Source organism: Rhodococcoides fascians A44A (assembly GCF_000760735.1).
Classification (GTDB): Bacteria; Actinomycetota; Actinomycetes; order Mycobacteriales; family Mycobacteriaceae; genus Rhodococcoides; species Rhodococcoides fascians_E.
The window spans coordinates 2,829,535-2,848,331 of sequence record NZ_JMEX01000008.1 but is presented as its reverse complement, the minus strand read 5'-3'; the positions used below and the strand labels follow the sequence as shown (position 1 = coordinate 2,848,331).

Annotated in this window: 25 protein-coding genes; 24 read left to right on the top strand and 1 reads right to left on the bottom strand. The window is 67.3% G+C overall.

Features of this window, described 5'->3' with window-relative positions; all coding sequences use genetic code 11:
* Positions 1-10: 10 nt before the first annotated feature.
* The 10 genes from BH95_RS25510 to BH95_RS25465 all read left to right on the top strand — a co-directional run bounded on the left by BH95_RS25510 (position 11) and on the right by BH95_RS25465 (position 6,109).
* A complete protein-coding gene (locus tag BH95_RS25510; RefSeq protein ID WP_037165056.1) occupies positions 11-238 on the top strand; it encodes a hypothetical protein in 228 nt (75 codons plus the stop codon).
* Between the two features lie 110 nt (positions 239-348).
* A complete protein-coding gene (locus tag BH95_RS25505) occupies positions 349-1,494 on the top strand; it encodes a phage portal protein (protein ID WP_157773187.1) in 1,146 nt (381 codons plus the stop codon).
* 25 nt (positions 1,495-1,519) lie between these two features.
* Positions 1,520-2,272 carry an HK97 family phage prohead protease gene (locus BH95_RS25500; protein ID WP_052060174.1) on the top strand — a complete coding sequence of 251 codons (753 nt, stop codon included), beginning with the start codon at positions 1,520-1,522 and terminating at the stop codon, positions 2,270-2,272.
* A gap of 12 nt (positions 2,273-2,284) precedes the next feature.
* The gene (locus tag BH95_RS25495; RefSeq protein WP_037184855.1) at positions 2,285-3,616 is read left to right on the top strand and encodes a phage major capsid protein; all 1,332 of its coding nucleotides are present in this window, start codon (positions 2,285-2,287) and stop codon (positions 3,614-3,616) included.
* Complete coding sequence (locus BH95_RS28905; protein WP_157773185.1) at positions 3,616-3,783, top strand: hypothetical protein; 168 nt, start codon at positions 3,616-3,618, stop codon at positions 3,781-3,783. Before BH95_RS25495 ends, BH95_RS28905 begins: the two co-directional genes overlap by 1 nt.
* Positions 3,764-4,297, top strand: coding sequence for a hypothetical protein (locus tag BH95_RS27965; protein ID WP_052060173.1), 534 nt, complete (start codon positions 3,764-3,766; stop codon positions 4,295-4,297). The genes BH95_RS28905 and BH95_RS27965 overlap by 20 nt, the downstream gene beginning before the upstream one ends.
* Before the next feature lie 2 nt (positions 4,298-4,299).
* Positions 4,300-4,650, top strand: coding sequence for a hypothetical protein (locus BH95_RS25485; RefSeq protein WP_037184853.1), 351 nt, complete (start codon positions 4,300-4,302; stop codon positions 4,648-4,650).
* 276 nt (positions 4,651-4,926) lie between these two features.
* The gene (locus tag BH95_RS25475; RefSeq protein ID WP_037184851.1) at positions 4,927-5,133 is read left to right on the top strand and encodes a hypothetical protein; all 207 of its coding nucleotides are present in this window, start codon (positions 4,927-4,929) and stop codon (positions 5,131-5,133) included.
* A 3-nt stretch (positions 5,134-5,136) separates the two neighbouring features.
* A complete protein-coding gene (locus BH95_RS25470; RefSeq protein ID WP_037184850.1) occupies positions 5,137-5,505 on the top strand; it encodes a hypothetical protein in 369 nt (122 codons plus the stop codon).
* 10 nt (positions 5,506-5,515) lie between these two features.
* Positions 5,516-6,109: a phage tail tube protein gene (locus BH95_RS25465; RefSeq protein WP_037184848.1), complete on the top strand. Its 594-nt coding sequence runs from the start codon at positions 5,516-5,518 to the stop codon at positions 6,107-6,109.
* On the opposite strand, the gene BH95_RS25460 is transcribed toward BH95_RS25465, so the two are convergent.
* Positions 6,106-6,756, bottom strand: coding sequence for a hypothetical protein (locus BH95_RS25460; protein ID WP_037184846.1), 651 nt, complete (start codon positions 6,754-6,756; stop codon positions 6,106-6,108). The genes BH95_RS25465 and BH95_RS25460 overlap by 4 nt on opposite strands.
* 184 nt (positions 6,757-6,940) lie before the next feature.
* Here BH95_RS25460 and BH95_RS25455 point away from each other — a divergent pair, with 184 nt between their 5' ends.
* The 14 genes from BH95_RS25455 to BH95_RS29285 form a co-directional block, all read left to right on the top strand.
* Positions 6,941-7,324, top strand: coding sequence for a hypothetical protein (locus BH95_RS25455; RefSeq protein ID WP_155291730.1), 384 nt, complete (start codon positions 6,941-6,943; stop codon positions 7,322-7,324).
* A gap of 23 nt (positions 7,325-7,347) precedes the next feature.
* Positions 7,348-7,674, top strand: a complete 327-nt coding sequence (locus tag BH95_RS27960; protein WP_052060172.1) for a hypothetical protein — start codon at positions 7,348-7,350, stop codon at positions 7,672-7,674.
* Positions 7,675-7,689: 15 nt separating this feature from the next.
* The gene (locus tag BH95_RS25445; protein ID WP_037184842.1) at positions 7,690-10,932 is read left to right on the top strand and encodes a phage tail tape measure protein; all 3,243 of its coding nucleotides are present in this window, start codon (positions 7,690-7,692) and stop codon (positions 10,930-10,932) included.
* Positions 10,933-10,964: 32 nt separating this feature from the next.
* Positions 10,965-11,810: a hypothetical protein gene (locus BH95_RS25440; RefSeq protein WP_157773183.1), complete on the top strand. Its 846-nt coding sequence runs from the start codon at positions 10,965-10,967 to the stop codon at positions 11,808-11,810.
* Complete coding sequence (locus BH95_RS25435) at positions 11,807-13,402, top strand: Gp37-like protein (RefSeq protein WP_157773181.1); 1,596 nt, start codon at positions 11,807-11,809, stop codon at positions 13,400-13,402. The genes BH95_RS25440 and BH95_RS25435 overlap by 4 nt, the downstream gene beginning before the upstream one ends.
* A gap of 15 nt (positions 13,403-13,417) precedes the next feature.
* A complete protein-coding gene (locus BH95_RS25430; protein ID WP_037184836.1) occupies positions 13,418-13,747 on the top strand; it encodes a hypothetical protein in 330 nt (109 codons plus the stop codon).
* Positions 13,744-14,811, top strand: a complete 1,068-nt coding sequence (locus tag BH95_RS27955) for a peptidoglycan-binding domain-containing protein (protein ID WP_052060171.1) — start codon at positions 13,744-13,746, stop codon at positions 14,809-14,811. The genes BH95_RS25430 and BH95_RS27955 overlap by 4 nt, the downstream gene beginning before the upstream one ends.
* On the top strand, positions 14,811-15,248 hold the full coding sequence (locus BH95_RS25415; protein ID WP_037184833.1) for a hypothetical protein: 438 nt from the start codon (positions 14,811-14,813) through the stop codon (positions 15,246-15,248). Before BH95_RS27955 ends, BH95_RS25415 begins: the two co-directional genes overlap by 1 nt.
* Positions 15,245-15,664 carry a hypothetical protein gene (locus BH95_RS25410; RefSeq protein ID WP_037184831.1) on the top strand — a complete coding sequence of 140 codons (420 nt, stop codon included), beginning with the start codon at positions 15,245-15,247 and terminating at the stop codon, positions 15,662-15,664. Before BH95_RS25415 ends, BH95_RS25410 begins: the two co-directional genes overlap by 4 nt.
* Positions 15,637-16,014 (top strand): hypothetical protein, encoded by a 378-nt coding sequence (locus BH95_RS25405; protein ID WP_157773179.1) that lies wholly within the window; start codon positions 15,637-15,639, stop codon positions 16,012-16,014. The genes BH95_RS25410 and BH95_RS25405 overlap by 28 nt, the downstream gene beginning before the upstream one ends.
* Positions 16,007-16,387 carry a hypothetical protein gene (locus BH95_RS25400; RefSeq protein WP_037184827.1) on the top strand — a complete coding sequence of 127 codons (381 nt, stop codon included), beginning with the start codon at positions 16,007-16,009 and terminating at the stop codon, positions 16,385-16,387. Before BH95_RS25405 ends, BH95_RS25400 begins: the two co-directional genes overlap by 8 nt.
* Positions 16,384-17,454, top strand: a complete 1,071-nt coding sequence (locus tag BH95_RS25395) for a hypothetical protein (RefSeq protein ID WP_157773177.1) — start codon at positions 16,384-16,386, stop codon at positions 17,452-17,454. The genes BH95_RS25400 and BH95_RS25395 overlap by 4 nt, the downstream gene beginning before the upstream one ends.
* Positions 17,454-18,074 (top strand): hypothetical protein, encoded by a 621-nt coding sequence (locus BH95_RS25390; protein WP_052060170.1) that lies wholly within the window; start codon positions 17,454-17,456, stop codon positions 18,072-18,074. The genes BH95_RS25395 and BH95_RS25390 overlap by 1 nt, the downstream gene beginning before the upstream one ends.
* Before the next feature lie 17 nt (positions 18,075-18,091).
* The coding region (locus tag BH95_RS29285; protein ID WP_208601200.1) for a hypothetical protein at positions 18,092-18,797 on the top strand (706 nt) is incomplete at its 3' end.

Sequence of the window (18,797 nt, the reverse complement as noted above, 5' to 3'; positions counted from 1 at the left end):
AGGGCAACGAATGCCGGGTGTACGGCGGTATCTGAAACAGAACATCGGCCGGGAGGTCGTCGTGCAGTGCTGGGGTTTCGCGGTGCGCGGCCGGCTTCATGCTGAAAAGGGCGACGGGATCGTTCTCGTCGACGTGTCGATGCTCGACCAGGAGTCGCGGACGCCGGTCTGGGCGACTATGCCGGGCGAACTGATGGTGCCGGCACCGGGCGTTCGTTTCGTGCAGGTCGTGCCCTGATGGTCGTTTTTCAGTCGCTCGACGGACTGTCAACCCATCTTGAATCATCGGGCGCTACAGTCGATTTCCCGGACGCCGGCGTTCCGCTGACGGACCTTACCGGGTCCAAGGTGAACGAGGCCGCGGTGCTGCGCAACCAGCCCTCGGTCCGCAAGGTGACGAGCTTCATTGCGGCGAAGGTGTCGGCGGTGCCGGTTCATCTGCACCGGCGAATCTCGGACACCGATCGCGAGCGCGTGACCGATCATCCGCTGACGACGGCGCTACGCGAGCCGGTGCCGCGCATGACGTCGGTTCGGTTCTGGCATGACGTGATGATGGATCGGCTGATTCACGATCGCTATTGCATGGTGTGGGGGTACGACGACGACCGGCTGACGCTGACTCGGATTCCGGCGCGGCGCACGAAGTTCTACGGCGACGGGCTCGGGTCCGTTACGCGGATCCGTGTCGCGATGCCGGACGGCTCGGTGGTGAAGCTGGATCCGTCGCAGTGTGTGATCGACGTCGGTTACTCGGTGGGATCCTCGGCGAACGGATTGTCGCCGATCGAGACGCTATCGCACATCTTGCAGGAGTCCGCGGAGGCGGTCGAGTACCGCCGGAGTGTGTGGGAGAACGGCGCGCGTATTCCGCAAGTGGTGCGCCGGCCGGCGTCCGCGCCGAATTGGAGCAAGGAGGCGCGCTCTCGCTTCATGCGCGGGCTCGAGGCGTACCGGAAGGGCGGCGGCAAAGAGGGAAAGTGGCTGCTGCTCGAAGACGATATGGAGATTTCCGGATCGTCGGCGAGCGCGTTCCGGCCGAAGGACACGCTCGACCTCGAGGGCCGCAAGCTGACCGATATCGAGGTCGCGGCGGCGTATCACGTTCCGCCGGAGCTGGTCGGCTCTCGTGAAGGCACGTACTCGAATATCGACGCGTTTCAGAAGATGCTCTACGGGCCGGTGCTCGGGCATCACTTCATCCGTAACGAGCAGGCGATTAACACGCAACTCGTGCCGGCGGTGAGCGACGACGCGGATCCGATCTACGCGGAGTATGCGATCGAGGCGATGATGCGCGGATCTTTCATCGACCAGGCGAAGGTCGGGCAGACGGTCGTCGGCCGGCCGACGATGACGGTCAACGAGTGGCGCGCGCGTATGAACATGCCGCGGGTCGACGGCGGCGACGAGCTGATCGTTCCGATGAACGTGACGGTCGGCGGGCAGGCGTCACCGACCGACGTCGAGGGCCGGCCGGCCGGCGACGAGTGAGCACAATCGAGAAGGGTGGGACACGTTGAAAATAAAAGACTTTCAGGTCGCGATCAAGGCGGCCGGCGAGGGCGACGGACTGAAGGCCGGCCAGGTGCGGATGCTGGTCTCGGTGTTCGGCAACGTCGATTCTTACGGCGACGTCGTGATGCCGGGCGCGTTCGCGAAAAGTCTTGCGGACTGGGCGGCTAAGGGCGATCCGATCCCCTTCATTTGGTCGCACCAGTGGGGCGACCCGTTCTCGCATATCGGCGCGGTCGATTCGGCGGCGGAGGTCGAGGCCGGCCTCGAGGTCGTCGCGACTCTCGACGTCGACGGCGACGAGCCGGAGAACTCCAAGGCGCGCAAGGTGTACCAGCTACTCAAGGACCGGCGCGTCACGCAAGCATCGTTCGCGTACGACACGCTCGACGCGGAACTGGTCGAGCGTGAGGCGGAGGACGGCGGCAAATATTACGTCTACGAACTGCGCGAGCTGGCAATCCTCGAGGTCGGTCCGACACTGCTCGGCGCGAACCGCGACACCGAACTACTCGAGGCGAAGTCGCGCGAAGTGCTCGCGGCCGCGGCGAAGGCCGGCCGGGTGCTGTCGACGAAAAACTATGCGGCGCTTCAGGACGCGCACGCCGCGATCGGCGACGTCCTCGCCTCGGCGGAGGCGGAGAAGTCCGGCGACGCGGCGGTGGGTGTTGAAAAGGTAGGCGGGGCAGGCGAGTCTGAAGCGACCGGCGGCGGATCGGCGCAAGCGCGGGCGCGGCTGACCCTGATCGGGCAATAACCAGGAGGAATTATGGGGCCACGGGCCAAGCTGAAGGCCGCACTCGAACGAGTGGCGGAGCTGAAGAAGCACGACGGCGATTTCTCGGCGGAGCAGATCGAGGAAATTACCAAGCTCGATACCGATATCAAGTCTCTGCGTGCGGAGATTGCGGCGAACGACGCGGCGCAGGCGGCGCTGAAGAACATCGCCGGCGAGCCGAACGAGGGCGACGGCGACTCGCTCGAGGACCAGGACGTCGACGACGAGCCGGCCGGCGGAGCCAAGTCCGGCGGAGCGCGCACCACGCCGCGCGGCGGCAAGACGTACGGCGAGATGTTCACCAAGTCCGACGCATACGGGCGTTTCGCGAAGGAGTACCCCTCGGGCGTCTCCAACGGCTCGCCGGTCAATATCGGCCGCGTGAAGGTCGGCGATATGTCCGGCTACTTCCGCAACCGTAAGGACGGCACCCTGACCACGGGCGACGCCCGGATCGCGCCGACGCGTATGCCTACCGTCGATCTGGTCGAGCGTTCGCGTCTGTCGCTGCTCGACCTGATTTCGCGCGGCCGCACCGACGGAAATTTCGACTACGTGCAGGTGCGCGCGGTGACGCGTAACGCCGCGCTGGTCCCGGAGGCCACCAGCGGCACCGACGACGCGGCGCTGAAACCGACGTCGAACATGGAGACGGCGATCGAGGACGCGAAGGTCTGGACCTACGCGGACGGATACGACGTCACGAACCAGCTGCTTTCCCGTGCGCCGGCTTTCGCGTCGTACATGAACAACGAACTCGCGTACTCGCTCGACGACGTGATCGAAGATACGTTGCTGAACTCGGACGGCGAGAACGGCCGGCCGCGCGGCATCCTGCACACCACGGGCGTACAGGAAGAGACGTACGTCGGCGGCACTGGTGACACGATCACCAGCGACGCGGCGTTCGACTTCATCCGCGCATCGCGCCGGGCGATCACGTCCGTTACCCGCAAGGGCCGCGGCGGCAAGGTCGACGCCGTGCTGCTCTCGCCGGAACTCGACGAGGCAATCGACCTGTTGCAGGACGCGGACGGCCGTTTCCTCGGTAACGGTCCGTTCTCGATGGGTCCGGGCACCCTGTGGGGTCGTCCTCGTGTCGTGTCGGAGCGTCTGGATCCGCTCGAGTCGCTGCTCGGCGATTTCAAGCAGGTTGCACTGCTCGACTGCGAGGGCCTGTCGGTGCAGGTGTTCAACCAGCACAAGGACTACGCGCAGCGAAACCTGAACTACGTTCGCGCGGAGCTGTCGGCCGCGCAGGCGTTCTGGCGTCCTGCTCGTATGGTGCACATCGCGCCGGCCGCTGCGGCTGGTGGTGCCTGATGCCTGAGCACAAGATGGTCGTTCTCGACGGTGTTCGTTACCGGCCGGGCGACGTTCCGGACGGGCCGCGCTCGGCGGCCGTCCCGGAGCCGGCGGCCGGCGACGCGGACAAGAGCAAGGCCAAGACGAGCGCGAAGGCGGGCACCGGTGGCGGTAACCGGAGCTGACGTAATCAAGGCCGGCGCGGGCCGGTTCGACGACGAGGAGCTGGCGGACGAGAAGGTCGCGCAGGTGTGGGACGCGGTGCGTTCTTACTGCGAGTGGCATATTTCGCCAGTCCTCGAGCGCGTCGAGCTGACCGTCGACGGATCCGGCTCGCCGATCCTTCAGGTTCCGACGCTTCGCCTGCTAGCGGTGCACTCGGTCCGGGAGGAGGGCGAGCCGGTCGATCCGTCGCGCTTCATGTGGTCGGCGGACGGCACGCTGAAAAAGCGTGTCGGCTGCTGGACGAGTGAATGGCGCGGCGTCGAGCTGGTCGTCGACCACGGGCTCGAGGACGTGCCGGCGCTCGACGGTGTGGTGCTCGAGGTTGCGACGCGGGCGATGACTGCGCCGGCCGGCCAGATCGGGTTACGCGTCGGCCAGGTCGACGAGCGTTTCGGCGCGACGGTCGGCGGGTTCGCTTTCCTCGCGACCGATTACGCCAAACTCGACAAGTACGTCGTACCGGCGGAGGCGTAGCCGTGGCCTACAGCGCGCGAATCGACATACTCCGGCCGCGGGAGGTCAAGGACCGCTATTCGTCGGAGGCGGTGTCACTCGACTACTCGGATCCGATCGTGATTCCGGTCGAGCGGCGGGTGTCACTGCAGCCGGCGGCGTCTCGCGAGCAGGGCGACAACCGGAACGGGATTATCACGGGCTGGGTGCTGACGACGCCAACCGGGATGGACCTCGATCTGCGCTCGACCGATCGCGTCCGACACGGTGAGCGGGTGCTCGAAGTGATCGGCGACGTCGCGCGGTGGCCGCATCCGATCCGGCCGGACCTCGTGCACCACGTCGAGGCCGCGCTCGAGGAGGTGCGGGGCTAGTGAGGCTGACGCAGAAACAGGTCGACGCGATCATGCGGCACGGTCCGCTACAGGCTCGGCTCGCGGAGAAGGGGCGCAGCGTGGCACGCCGCGCGCAGTCGATCACGGATGAACTCGGCGGCGAGGCAACGATTTCGGTCGTCTCCGGGATCCGGCCGGGCGGGCGATCGTTTACGAACGTCGAGTCGGACTCGGCGGAAGAAGAGTACGGATCGGAACGGAAGACGCGGCGGCGGGCGCTGGGTCGAGCTATTCGAGAGGTTAGGTGATCTAGCGGTGAAAATTCGCTACACGGTGCATCGCAAGGCGGCGAAGGTCGGCACGGTCGAGGACGTCGCGGAGGACTGGGCGGCTCGTCTGATCGGTGCCGGCCACGCCGTGCCGGCGGATTCCGGTCGCGCAGCTCGGCCGGCGGCCGGCGGCCGCTCGGCTTCACCTGTGCAGACGGACGCCGGCACGGCCGGCGAGAACAAGGCGGACTGAGCGGTGGCCGGCGTCGACGTCGAGGCGGAACTCGTGGCCTACCTCGGCGCGGCCGGCCTTCGCACGTTCGCAACGCTGCCGCCGGGATTCGACGAGGATCTGCCGGCGGTGCGCGTCGTCGAGCTGCCGGCGCGCGAGCGGGCGCGGGCGTGGAACGGGCCGGCTCTCGTCGACGACCGGGACGTCGACGTGGACGTGTTCGCCGGCACCGACGAGGCGGTCGCGGACACGGCGGCGCGGGTGCGCTCGCTCGTCGAGTCGCTGAGCGTCGCCCGCATGACGGTCGCGCGGGTTCCGTTCTTCACTCGCCGGCCGGATTGGAACAACAACACTCGACGGCGCGGTGCTGTGCTGTCGTTCATCACAAGGTAAGGGGCACAACATGACTGCACCGACGAGCAACTACGACGACGCGCTGGTGCGGCTCGGCGTCACTGGCGCGCTACGCGTCGGCGATCGCGGATCCGAAATGCCGGTGAACATGGAACCGTGGATGGCTCCGTTCGTCGACCTCGGTTACATTTCGGATGAGGGGATCACGGAGAACCGCGAACAGGATTCGACGCCCTTCACTCCGTGGCAGACGAACGCTCCGGTCCGTGTGGAAACCACGAACGAGGTCATTTCGTGGGAAACGACCCTGTGGACGACGAGCTGGGACACGATTTCGGTCTACTTCAAGGTCAAGGCCGAAGATGTGGACTACGACGAGACGTCCGGCGTGACGTCGTTCGTCGACGGCGACAAGAAGGCTCGGGATCTGCGCGCGTGGGGTATCGACGTGATCGACGGCGTTTACGCGCGTCGCGCGCTCGTGCCGAACGGTGAGATTACCGAACGCGGCGGGCTGGTGTACCGGAAAGACCAGCTCATCGGCTACCCGGTGACGCTGACCGCTTACCCGGGACCGGAAGGCTGGTCGGTCAAACGTGAGTTCAAGGAGGGCTGGCGCGTGCCGGCTCTCGGCGGGGCTTAGTTCGGCACTGCCGGATCGCCGGCCGGGGGTGCGCCCTCGGCCGGCGCTTGCTCCGAAACGGGGTCGCCGGCTGGCGCTTCAACCTCGGCCGGCACCTGTTCCACAACGGCCGGCGCGTCGGTCGCGGGTTCGTCCGCGGTCGGCGCGCTGTTGTTTGCGATATAGAACGATGCGCCGATGGACGCGCCGGCGACGACGATCGCGACGATAATTGCGATGACGGCTAACCGCTTGCTGCTCTTGGCGTAATCGCGGCTTTCCTCGGCGATACGCACGCTGTCTTTCGCGTAGTCGCGGCTCTCGCCCGCAATCTTCACCCCGTTCTCGGCGACCGCGAAGCTCTTTTGCGCGATGTCGCGGCTTTCCTCGGCGATCTTCAGTCCGTCGCGCGAGAGTTCCACGCCGTCCTTGGCAAGCTCGGCCTGTAGCTCGGAGAGTTCGAGCTCGCGCGCGCGGTCCCTGTCCTCGGCCGCTTGGCGCTCGGCTCTCGCTTCTTGTATCTGCTCGATGGACTTGTCGATTTCGCGCTGGTGTTCGGCCTGCGTCTGCGCGTGCCGCCGAAAAGCGCTCATAGCGTCAATTTCGGGCCGCATCGACTGCGCGATATCGCGCAGCGCGTTGTCGATTCGCGGGTCTCGGTCTGCCATGTGCGGAGGATAACCGACCTTCAAAAGACGGCGATCGCCGGCTAAATCACATTGTGATGCTTTCTTACATGTACGGGTTTCGGCACACTATGAGAGGGCAGCGGCCGGCGCGGTGCCGGTGGACGCAACGCCGGTCGCTGCCGGCTCGGAATCCACCAGGCATCCACCGGAGGAGTTGCAACACATGGCAGATCACAAGGCGCAGCCGATCGACCTCGACGCAATGCTCGAAAAGCGCCAGGAGGAGGTCGGCTCGGTCGATCGATTCCCCTTCACTTTCAAGGGGATTCAGTGGTGGGGTATGGACCCGGTGCTGGCGGATGACGACTGGAAGGACGACCTTCGCGATATCTCGGAGGACGAGGAGTCGACGCCGGCGGACGTTGCGCGTCACTACCTCGGCGATGAGCAGTGGGAGAAGTTCGTCGAGGCCGGCGGATCGTCCGGACTGTGGTCGCAGGCGCTTACCCAGTACCTCGAAAACCAGAGGGCGGTCGATGCGAACGGTGACCCTACACGGGCGCGTCGATCCTTCAATCGTTCCCAGAGGCGATCGAAGCAGCGCTGATCGCTGAATACGGAGACGACTACGTGGGCGCGTACTGGCGGCGCGAGATTTCCGCTCGCCAGCTACGCGTCCTCGTCGAACATCTTCCGCCGGGTTCCGCTCTCCACCGGGCGCGGAACGACGGCCAGCAATGGACGAACGTCGAGGCGTTGCTGTGGCAGCTACTGCACTACTTGAAGATTCTCGACCAGCGTCTCGTCTGGCATCGGGGCAAGCGGCCGAAGTGGCCGAAGTGGTTGCAGTTTCCGTGGTCTCGCGACGCGGTGCAGCTCGGCGACCGCGGCGAAGCGACGTCGCAGGAAGTTCTCGACTATCTGCGCTCGATGAGTCCGCAACGAAACACGAAGTAGCGACGGAGGTTCCCGGTGGCGGCTGACGATGTGGTGTGGGTGCCGGTACTTCCGTCGCTACGCGGGTTCGCGAACTCGCTTTCTCGCGGCACTCGCGACGCCGGCGAGCGTGCGGGCCGGGAGGCCGGCGACGCGATAGCGGACGGGCTCGGCCGCGCGCAGTCCGCGGTGAACAAGGCGACGGAAAAGCTCGCGCGCGCACAGGACAAGGTGTCGGACGCGACCGGCCGGCAACGGGTCGAGCAGCAGAAGCTCGAGGATCTACAGAACTCGGGCCGGGCGACCGCGGCGCAGCTCGCCGCGGCGGAGGAGCGCGTCGAGGCCGCGCGGCGTGGAGTCCGGGCGGCGACGCGTAACGCCACCACGGCGACGAACGACCTTGCGGACGCGAACGATCGGGCAGCTCGCGCGCAGCGCGACGCCGGCGACGCGGGCGAGCAAGGCGCGCGTGGGGTGCGCAGTTTCGGCGACGACGCGGACGCGGCCGGCGGCAAGCTGAAGAATCTAGCGGTCGCGGCGGCCGGCATCGGATCCGCGGTCGAGCTGGGTCTCGCCGCGATCGACAACCAGGCGGTGACGAACAAGCTCGCGGCGTCCCTCGGCGCGACGGGCGAACTCGGCGCGGAGTACGGCCAGATCACGGGTGACCTGTACAAGAACGCTTTCGGCGACTCGATGGAGGACGTCTCGACCGCGGTCGGCGCGGTCGCTTCATCCTTCCGGACGGCCGGGTTCGAGGGCGAGGCGTCGATCGAGCAGATTTCCGAAAAGGCTATGAACTTCGCCGGCATATTCGGCGGCGACGTCACGGAGTCGGTGCAGTCCGCGGCGCAGCTCGTGACGAACGGGCTCGCGAAGGACTCGACCGAAGCGTTCGACCTGATGACGGCGGCGGCGCAGCGGGTGCCGGCCGCGATGCGCGACGAGCTGCCGGAAATTATGAACGAGTACGGCACCAACTTTCGCGCGCTCGGGTTCGAGGGCGACGCGGCGTTCGGCGTCCTCGTCGCGGCGTCGGACAACGGAAAGATCGCCCTCGACAAGACGGGCGACGCGCTGAAAGAGTTCACGATCCGCGGATCCGATATGTCGACGGCCTCGGTCGCGGCTTACGAGCGGGTCGGGCTGAACGCTGAGGCTATGTCGGCGGCGATCGCCGGCGGCGGCGCGGAGGCGCAGCAAGCACTGCGCGACACGGCGTCCGGACTGCTCTCGATCGAGGATCCGGCGGAGCGCGCGAACACTGCTATCGCACTGTTCGGAACGCCGCTCGAGGATCTGTCGGTCGATCAGATCCCGGCATTCCTCGAGGGGTTGACCGGCGCAGAGGCGAACATGGCCGGCTTCGAGGGGTCCGCGGCCGCGGCCGGCGAGACACTGCGCGGCGGTGCCGGCGTCGCGCTCGAGGAGTTCTCGCGGACGGTGAAGGGCGGTCTCGTCGGCTCGCTCGGCACTATGGCCGGGTTCCTGATGGACAACGCCGGCGCGCTTCAGTCTCTCGCGATCGCCGTTGCACCGCTCGCGGGAACACTGCTCGCGATCGTCGGCGGGATCAAGGCGTGGACTATCGCGCAGGCCGCTTTCAACATCGTGATGAACGCGAATCCGATCATGCTCATTGTGACCGGCCTCGGATTGCTGGCGGCCGGCCTGATCTACGCCTACCGGGAGTCGGAGACGTTCCGGAACATCGTGCACGGCGCAATGAACGCGGTCGGCGCGGTGTTCTCGTGGCTGTACGACACCATTATCGCGCCGATCATGGGATGGTTCGGCGACCGGCTGCGCGAGGCCGGCGCGGCCGCAACGTGGCTGTACGACAACGCGATTCAACCGGCCATGAACGGGATCGGGTCCGCGATCGAGACGGGCGTACGCATAGGCAGCGGCGCACTCGACGCGCTCAAGTCCGCTATGGGCGCGGTCGGCGATTTCTTCGGGTCGGTCGGCCAAACGATTTCGGGCGTGTGGGACAACATCGTTATCGGGATCAAGCGCGCGGTGGGCAACATCGGGCGCGTACTGCAACGGATCCAGATTCCGGACTGGGTGCCGGGCGTCGGCGGGATGGGGACAAAGGGGCTCGGCGACTCGCTCGTGTCGTGGGCCGCGCCGTACCGCGACGGCGGCCGTGTCACGGGTCCGGGCGGACCTCGCGACGACGCGATCCTTGCTCGCCTGTCGAACGGCGAGTTCGTCGAGCCGGCGCACGCGGTGACACCGGAGACGCTGCCGGTGCTCGAGGCGATCCGCGGCGGCTGGGTGCCCTCGGCGGAGTTCCTGCACGGAATGCTGCCGGGCTACGCGGACGGCGGGCTGGTCACTACCGGCGAGCTGATCGACTTCGCGCGCGGCGTCGAGGGCGCGGAGTACGAGTGGGGCGGGGTCAACTGGGGCGATTGCTCGGGGGCTGTTTCTGCGCTCGCGAACTTCGCGACCGGCCGCTCGCCGTTCGGATCACGCTTCGCCACGGGGAACCAAGAGTCGGCGCTGGCGGCGATGGGCGCAATTCCGGGCGTCGGGCCGGCGGGCTCGCTGTCGTTCGGCTGGTACAACGGCGGACCGTACGGCGGGCACACTGCCGCGACGCTGCCAGACGGAACTCATTTCGAGATGGGCGGCGCGCGCGGCGACGGCCAGTTCGGCGGGATCGCGGCCGGCGCTGACGATCCCATGTTCTCGGACCACGCGCACTTCCCCCCTGAGTTCTTCGTGGGCGGTGACGCGATGCCGGACGGCACGGTCGGCGGGCCGGCCTCGGGCACCGGCGGAGTGTCGGGCATCGGCGGCACGTTCGACGCGCCGGCTCCGGTCGGATCCGCGCCGTCGAGCACGGGCGGCTCGTCGAGCGCCGGGACGTCGGCCGGCATGTCCTCGGCCGGCGCGTCCTCGTCGACGTCGGGCGCGTACTCGGCGCAGGAGTTCGAGGGATTCCTTCACCAGCTACCGCGCCAGATATTCGACGAGACGGTCGGCGACACTCTCGACTTTTTCGGCCTCGGGAAGCTCGGCGACATTGCGTTCGACCTCGCGGAGTCCGCGGCCGCGCCGGCGTTGTCGTCCGCGCCGGCTCTCGGCGAGCAACCGGCCACACCGACCGACGCGGAGGGCGCGGAAGGTGCCGGCGGTGACGGCGAGCGCGGGCCGCTCGTGTTCATCGAGCAACTGATTACCAACAATCCGGAGGAGGCGGCGCAGGAAATGAGCAGAGAAGCGCGGCGACTGGTCCGCTCAGACGCATTGGCCGGCGGATGGTGAGCCGGGCGCGGGACGGCTTCATTCCGGGCTCGATGACGGTCGTTTACTACGTCTCCCCTGACGGGGTGGTCCTTCACCTGTCCGGGGGTGTGCACGGCGGCGAGGGCGGATTTCGGCTCGGCTCCGGCCCGGAGGGGCTGGGCCACGTCGACGTCGACGCGATATTCGATCCGTCCGCGCGAGGCATCGGCGAGCACTACCTCGGTGCGACGTTCGCCCACGGGAAGATCGACCTACCGATTCACGTCTACGGCTCGACCCCTGACGAGGCTCGCCGTCGTCGCGAGTGGCTGCGGTCGCTGATCCAGCGCGACCGCATGGGCTGGCTGTGTGGGTACACGTCGGCCTCGGGGTGGCGGTGGCTACCTGTGCGCCGCGGGTCGATCAAACCGGCCTACACGCGCGATCCTGCCGGCACGAACGGAACGACGTTCGACGTCCTGTTCATCGCCGACAATCCGTTCGCGCGCGCCGCGGACGGTGACGCTCCGGAGTGGCTGAACCGGGCCGGCGCGGGCGCGGTGTCCGGATCCCTGTCGCTGTACGCGGGGCCAGAGGTCGAGTCGTGGCCGATCTTCGTGTTCACGGGTCCGGGGCAGCTCCGGCTCGTCTACGCCGACAACGATGTGACCCTGCCGGCCGTCCTCGCAGGTGAGCGCGTGCAGATCGACACGACGAACGGCGCGCAGACATTGCGAGCTCGCAAGATCGGCGACACCGGCCGGGGCCGCAACCTGTGGCCGCTGATGAAGGGCCAGCAGTTCGTCGGACCGATTCCGCCGGCGGAGGTAACGCGGGTGTCCTTCACTGTCCGCGGTGCCAGCTCGGCGACGCGCTTATGGGCGACGACGCCGCGGTGGCAGGAGGGCGTGCTGTGAGCCGGCAAGCGTTCGCGGACTTCCAGCAGGAGGCCGCCGACGAGCGCCGGGTGTTCGGCAACCCTCGGGCGCGCGTTCGCATGATGACGAAAATGATGGACACGTTCGCGCCGTGCAACGATCGGCGCGGACTGACCTTCACGGACAAGGAGAATGCGGCCGGCGGGCTGTCGTTCAAGGTTCCGGAAAACGACACGTGGATCGAATATTTCTACGGGCAAGCCAAGTACGCGGTGCGGCCGATCGTCGTCGAGCTGCCGGGCTATAAGACGCTGTGGTTCGTCACGTCCTACGGGCGGGTGCGGGAGGGCCGGCGGCGGTGGATTCAGGTCGAGGCGGTGCACTGCCTCGAGCATTTCAACTGGATCCGGATTTTCCCGGACGCGTTCCTGCCGCCGGAGTTTCAGCCTAGTAAGTATTCACTCGGGCTCGGCGGCGCGTGCTCGGTGCTCGCCGGCGAGCTTATGTCGAACCTCATTCGGACACAGGCGAATCTGTGGTCGATCCCGACCGGAAACCTGTTCGCGCTCGAAACGTGGAACTACCTACGTAACGCGTTCTGGCCGATGATCGTCAACCCTCGGAACAAGGGGTTCGGCGACGGCTCGAAATGGGCGATCACGACGTCGCGCATGGACAAGTTTATGGACCTCGCGACGGAGGTCTGTTCGACGACGAACGTGTCGATGAAGGCGGACCTGTTTGAGCCGGGCGATCCGCAACCGTTCCCGGAATTTACGATTCTGGACCGGCCGACGCTGGTGTTCGATTTCGTCGAACGCGGGCCGCATCTCGAGTTCTCCGGAAACATCGTCACGGGCTTCATCCGGACGGTCGTCGAGGCCGCGACGGACGCGCTCGAATGGATCACTTATCCGATCCTGGGCGCGAACGGCTGGGACGAGTACGTGGACCGCGATTCGCTCGACGGCACGCTTGCCGGCCGGCCGTTGGCGCTGTATCGGACGGGGCAATACTCCACGGTCGGCCACGTCGAGCAGATGACGCATATTCCTATGGCGACGCGCGCGACGGGCGGCGGCAAGTCGCCGACGTGGATAAACGACATTGCGGTGAACTCGGCGAACTTCGTTACGGGCCTGATCGGGCAGCTTTTCGGATTTCCGGGGCTCTCGCTCGGGATCTTCACGGACCGCGTGAAAGATGTCGCGTTCGCGTTCCATTCCGTCGAGGATCTGCGCGCGGCGAACGAGGCCGGGCCGTGGCGGTTCCGGGAGACGTTCGTCGCGTCGGAGGGAACGGGCCTGTCGCTGAACACGTTCGCGTCGATGTGGTCGAGCCTGCACGCGGTCCGCGGGTACGAGTCGACGGCGATTCAGGTCGTGAACGGATCGCCCTATTTCGTCGGCCTGCACGTGGGCAAGGGCGACCCGGTGGCCTACGAGAAACCGAACGGCGGCGTCGCCGTCGAGCACATCGCGGAAGTGACGTACACGGAGGCCGACAACGGCGTCGGTCGCTTCACGTTGCAGATCGGCGACGGTGCGGCGGAGCAGGAGCCGGGCGCAATCGCGCTCGGCAAGGTTCGCAAGCTGGGCTCGACGATTACTCGCGTCGCGCTCGGCGGATAACGGGAGGTGTTGGTAATGCCTGAGTTTCGGCTGAAGGTGCCGGAGGAGCGACGCCGGCACGCGGAGTTCATACGCGAGCAGGACGCGACGGTGCGCGAGCATCTGTCGCGGTGTTGCTCGCCGGTCGACGGCGTGGAGCTGGCCGGCGAAGTGGTCGTGTCGCGGCGGCCGTCGCGGACTGGCGGGTTCTGGATTCACGGCGTCCTCGACCGGGAGGTCGTCGACACTGCGGAGCCGGCGGATCCGGCGGACTGGTCGCAGCAGCGGCCGGCGACCGAACACAAGTCGACGGACCTCGACGCGGCGGAGCTGCGCGAGCACATGGCACGGAAGGCGGAGCGGTGACGTTCGTTCTCGAAATTGCGAAGCGGGTCGAGGCGCGCGGGGTTCCGCTCGTGCTCGGTCCGAACATCAACAAGGGCAACGGGTCCGCGTGGGCGAATCCGAACGGCGTCGACGGTCACGTGAACCACCACACCGGCGGCGGAAACAACATCTACCTAGACGGAAACCTGACCTCGGGCGTGCCGGGCCTGTCGGGTCCGCTGTGCAACTACGCGATCCTGTACGACGGCGACCTCGCGGTCGTCTCGCTTCATCCCGCGAACCATGCCGGCGCGTCGGGCGGCTGGGACACGTGGCCGCTGCCGATCACGCGCGATTTCAACCGGCGCACGCTCGGCACTGAGATTCAATACCGCGGCGTCGAGCCTATGTCGGGGCCGCAATATCAGACGATGTGCATTCTGAACGAGGAGATTCGGAAGTGGCACCGGTGGCCGGATTTCGCGCGGTGCAAGACGCACAACGGAACGAGCGTCGAGGGCAAGTGGGATCCGGGTTACGCGCCGGGCAAGACGTACGACATTGGTTCGTTGCGTAGGGATTACGCGGTGCGCGGCGGATCCGGGCAAGCGCCGGCGGAGGTTCCGGCCGGGTGGGTGTTGCCGCTCGGACTTTATTACGGTCCGCTAGAAGGCGATGAGAACTCGATTTCCGGACTGTGGCGGACCGATCGCCAGGAGTGGCGCGACGCGCTCGCGGCGTGGCAGCGGGCGACCGGGATCGGCGCGGACGGGCTGTACGGGCCGGCGACGGCGGCGCGTGCGCGAGAGGTGCAGGAGTGGGCCGGCTTCAAGGTCGACGGACTGATCGGGCCGGGCACATATGCGGCCGGCTTCAACTGGGCGAACAGAGGAGACGATTTCATGGCAGCACTGACTGCGGAGCAGCAGCAAGAGATGTACCGGGCACTGTGCGAGCCTCGCCAGTCGTTCGTCGAGGGGTCGACGGCGAAGTTCGCAGCGCCGGAGTTCATTCGATTTACGGACGCTTCGGCGTTCCGTACTGAGGCGATGGTGACCGAACTCGTCGAGGCCAAGCGCGCCGGCGGCAAGGGCGGGAAGTGATGCGCGCGCTAGTGGGTGGGCTCGGCGGGCCGGCGAAGGTCCGGGCGCTGGTGTACTTGCTGGCGTTCGTCGTGTTCGGCGCGCTGGTGATCTTCGGCGTGATGAGTCTCGACGACGCCGATCGGTGGTTTACCCTCGCCGGCGGCGCGCTCGGTATGTCGACGATGGGCCTATCGCTGCACAACCTTCAGAAAGCGCCGGACGTGATCGACGAGGCCGGCCGGCCGGCCGCTGCGCCGGCGTCGCCCGATCCCGGTCTGGGTGATCTGCTCGCGGCCGTCGAAGGGCTGGTGCGTCGCGTCGAGCTGGTCGGCGGATCTGTGTCCGCGCCGGCGCAGGACGGGGTGCCGGCGACCGTCGTCGACGGTGAGCCGTACGCGGCCGCGGATGCCGTACTCGCTCGGCGGCTGGCGCTCGAAGCTCGGGCGTCACAATGACGCGGGCGGCCGAATGGCTGCGGTTAAAAGCGTTGGCGCTGTTGGTAACTGCCGGCTCGTGCTTCGGGATCGGGGGCGCGTACCTCGTGCCGTCCGCTCCGGACGCGGTGCGCCAACTGACATTTATCGAGACATTCGCGCCGCTTCAGGTCGTCGCGTGGGTATGGGTCGCTCTCGGTGCGGCGTGCGTCGTGTCGGTGGCCTGCCGGCGGATCCGGCCGTTCATGTTCGGAGGCGCGGCGTTCCTCCACGCGATGTGGGGAATGTCCTTCGCGGCGTCGTGGGTGTTTTTGGAAAACTCGGATCGCGACTGGGTGTCGGCGCGTAGCTATCTGGCGATTGCGTGCCTGATCTTGGTCGCGGCCGGCATAAAGGAAGGGCCGCGGCGGTGGGTTCTACGGTCACGATTGCGTTGATATCGGCGGCCGCGGTCGTTCTGTCGGCGCTCGTCGGGTTCCTCGGCGTCGTCGTCGCGCGCCGGTCCGATCGCGACGACGATACGCGCGAATGGGTCGCTCTGCGGATGGAGAAGCAGGACGAAACGATTCGCCAGCTCGACGAGAAGGTCGCCGGCCTGAGTTCGGAACTGAAGACGGCGCAGTCGACGGCGATCGAGGCGCAAGAGACGGCGCTCGAATCGGAGCGGCGGACGTTCTCGCTCGTCGGTTACGTACGCGAGCTGTTGGCGTGGGCGTCGTTTCATTTACCGGACGTGATGCCGCCGGCGGCTCGCGGACTAGCACGGGAGGTTTTGCACGATGACTGATCGCACACGCGCGGCGGATCCCTTCACCCTCGACGACGAGAACACGGTCGAGCTGGGTCGGTTCCTGCGCGCCGCGCCGCTGTCGAACGGGGCGGTCGCGCAGATTCCGGGCGGGCAGTCCGAACTGCTCGCGCAGTCGGTTCTGAACTGGCTTCACAACGCGGTCTACGAGGGCGGCGAGTGGATCACGCGGGCGGACCTCGAGTCGACGCCGGAGTTCGGCGACGTCGAGGTGACCATTCTCGGCGACGAGGAGGCGGTGAAGCTGCGGCACCGGCGGACGGGAATCGTCGCGCTCGAGCTGACCAAACCGGAGGCGTGGGCGTCGCTGAAAGACAAGGTGCGCAAAGCGCGAGAGGCGGGGCAGGAATGACCAACGTTAACGATCCGATCGAGCGGCTTTCGGTCGACCTCGAGATATTTGGTATCCCGCAAGCGCCGGGAATGCCGCCGATGACGGAGACGTATCTGCACGTGCGCCGGCGTCAGGATGGATCCGGCGGCCGCGCGGTGCTCGGTCTGCCGATCTACAAGGGCGACGAGGGCGAGCAGGGGCCGGCGGGCAACGTGCACCGCGGCGACCGGACGACGGCGGAACTCGACGGGCTGGCGCTCGTGCTCGGCGAGGCGGAGCTGAACCAGTCGTTCCGGAACACCGACGATAACTCGCAGTGGGTGTGGAACGGCGAGACGTTCATCGTCTACGCGGACGCGTACGGGACTCCGGGTCCGGTCGGTCCTGCGCCGGTGATCGCCGGCGGGTCGGTGACGGTCGGCGGCGAGCTTCAGGACGCGCCGGCCGGCGTCGACGTCGTGGGCGCGCCGGGCGGTCCGTACACGGTGAACCTCGAGCTGCCGGAGCTGCCGGACGGTCCGGAGGGTCCGGTAGGTCCGTCCGGATCCGTATACAAGTCGGTCGACGTCGTGGGCGAGCCGGCGGACGGCGACACGCTCATGCACGACGCGGCCGCCGGAAAGCTGGTGTGGACACCGACCGGGGCCGGCGCGGTGGTCGAGGAGTACGTCGTGCCGGCGGCGAGCTTCCCGGAGACGAGCAAGTCCTCGGCGGACGTGCGCGAGCTGCTGGTGAATCTGACCATTCCGGAGCGGCCGTTTCCGTACCGGATCGACGTCTCGGGCGGCGTCGACGTCGAGTCGTCGTCGGGGCACCGGATCGACGTCGAGGTCCGGGTCGACGATGCGGTGACGGGCCGGCTCGTCGGGTACGGGAAGGGGCTCGCCGCGGCCGGCTGGTTCGAGGTTCCGCTGCGTTCGCACTCGGATACGGCGATCCTTCCCGGCTCTCCGGACGGGATCGTGCCGGCCGGCCGCGTGGTGACGGTCTACGCGTCGGCGGTGAAAACGGCCGGCTCGTCGCGCGGCTGGTCGGTGCGGCCGGACTTCGCGAACCTGCGGATCCGCTTGCTCGGGGTGGCGTAGTGGTGCGCCGCGCCGTCGAGCTGCCGATTCCGCGATCGGTCGACCGTGAGGCGTCCGAACAGGCGTTGCGTCGGTTCGGCTACATGGTGCAGGAGACGTACGAGACGGGGCAGCGGACGGCGATCGAGCAGGAGGAACTGAACGGGCGTCAGGATCTACTCTCGCCGCTGCTCGACTACGGCTCGGTGTATATGAACGGCGCGACGGCCATTGCGGGGCCGATGACGCTTCCGTTCTCGAATCAGGTCGGGCCGATGCGCGGGTGCGAGCTGTCGGGGCGAAGGATCCGATTACTCGACCGCGGGCTGTGGGACATTCGCTGTCAGGTGTGGTTGAACGAGGTTCCGGCACCGGGTCTAACCGGCGTCGTGAACTGGGAGGTCCGGGTGCTGCGTCCGGATCTGTCGCTGTATTCGGTGCAGGCGCAGACGAACGAGACTCAACGGCCGTACTCGCAGACTGCGGTCGCGTCGGTGGTCGTTCCGGAGGCCGGTTATTTCGTCGAGGCGTACCTGTCTTTCATCGCGTCGTTTCGGTCGATGCGCGGCGGCGTGAATTTCAATCGGCTTACTGTGCAACATATTTCGCGTGACGTCACGACCGGCGACACCGGGCAATAACGAGGGACGGGGCAGCAATGGCGATCGCATACCAGCACGTAACCGGCGGCTGGAAGATCACGGATTACGACTCGCGGACGGACGAGGATCCGTTTCCGGACGAGTCGACGCTGAAGGGGAAAGTTACGTTCGTCGCGTCGTTCGACGAGCGCGATCGGTTCGCGGCGATCCGCGTTCCGGGTGACGAGTCGGATCCGGCCTACGCGCTGTCGGTGCGGCCGATGGTGTTTCCGGTCGTCGCCGGCCGGCTTCAGGACCGCCAGGCGCGCGACGGTGTGTGGTTGCCTGCCGTGGTCGCCGGCGTTCCGATCGTGTGGACGGCGACGCCGGAGCTGTTCGAGGATCCGGGCCGCGGTGTCCTCGGTGACAAGGTGCGCGCGGACTCGGTGACGTTCGGGCCGGCGGATCCGGACGCGTCCGGCGATCGAGCGGTGAACCTCGCGGACATCATGGACGCCGGCACCGAATATCCGGCTCCGGTCATCTCGCGCGTCGCGCAGCTCGTGCGCGATGCGGAGTCGGCGGCGGAGGCTGCGGCCGGCTCGGCGGCCGGTGTTGCGGAGTCGGCGCGCGTCGCGGGCGTCTCGGCGGCGGAGGCTGCGGATTCGGAGTTGGCGGCCGCAAGCTCGGCGACGGCTGCGCTCGGTTCGGAGGTCGCGGCCGGCGACTCGGCGGAGGCTGCGCAGATTTCGGCCGACGACGCTGCGTCCTCGGCTGCGGCCG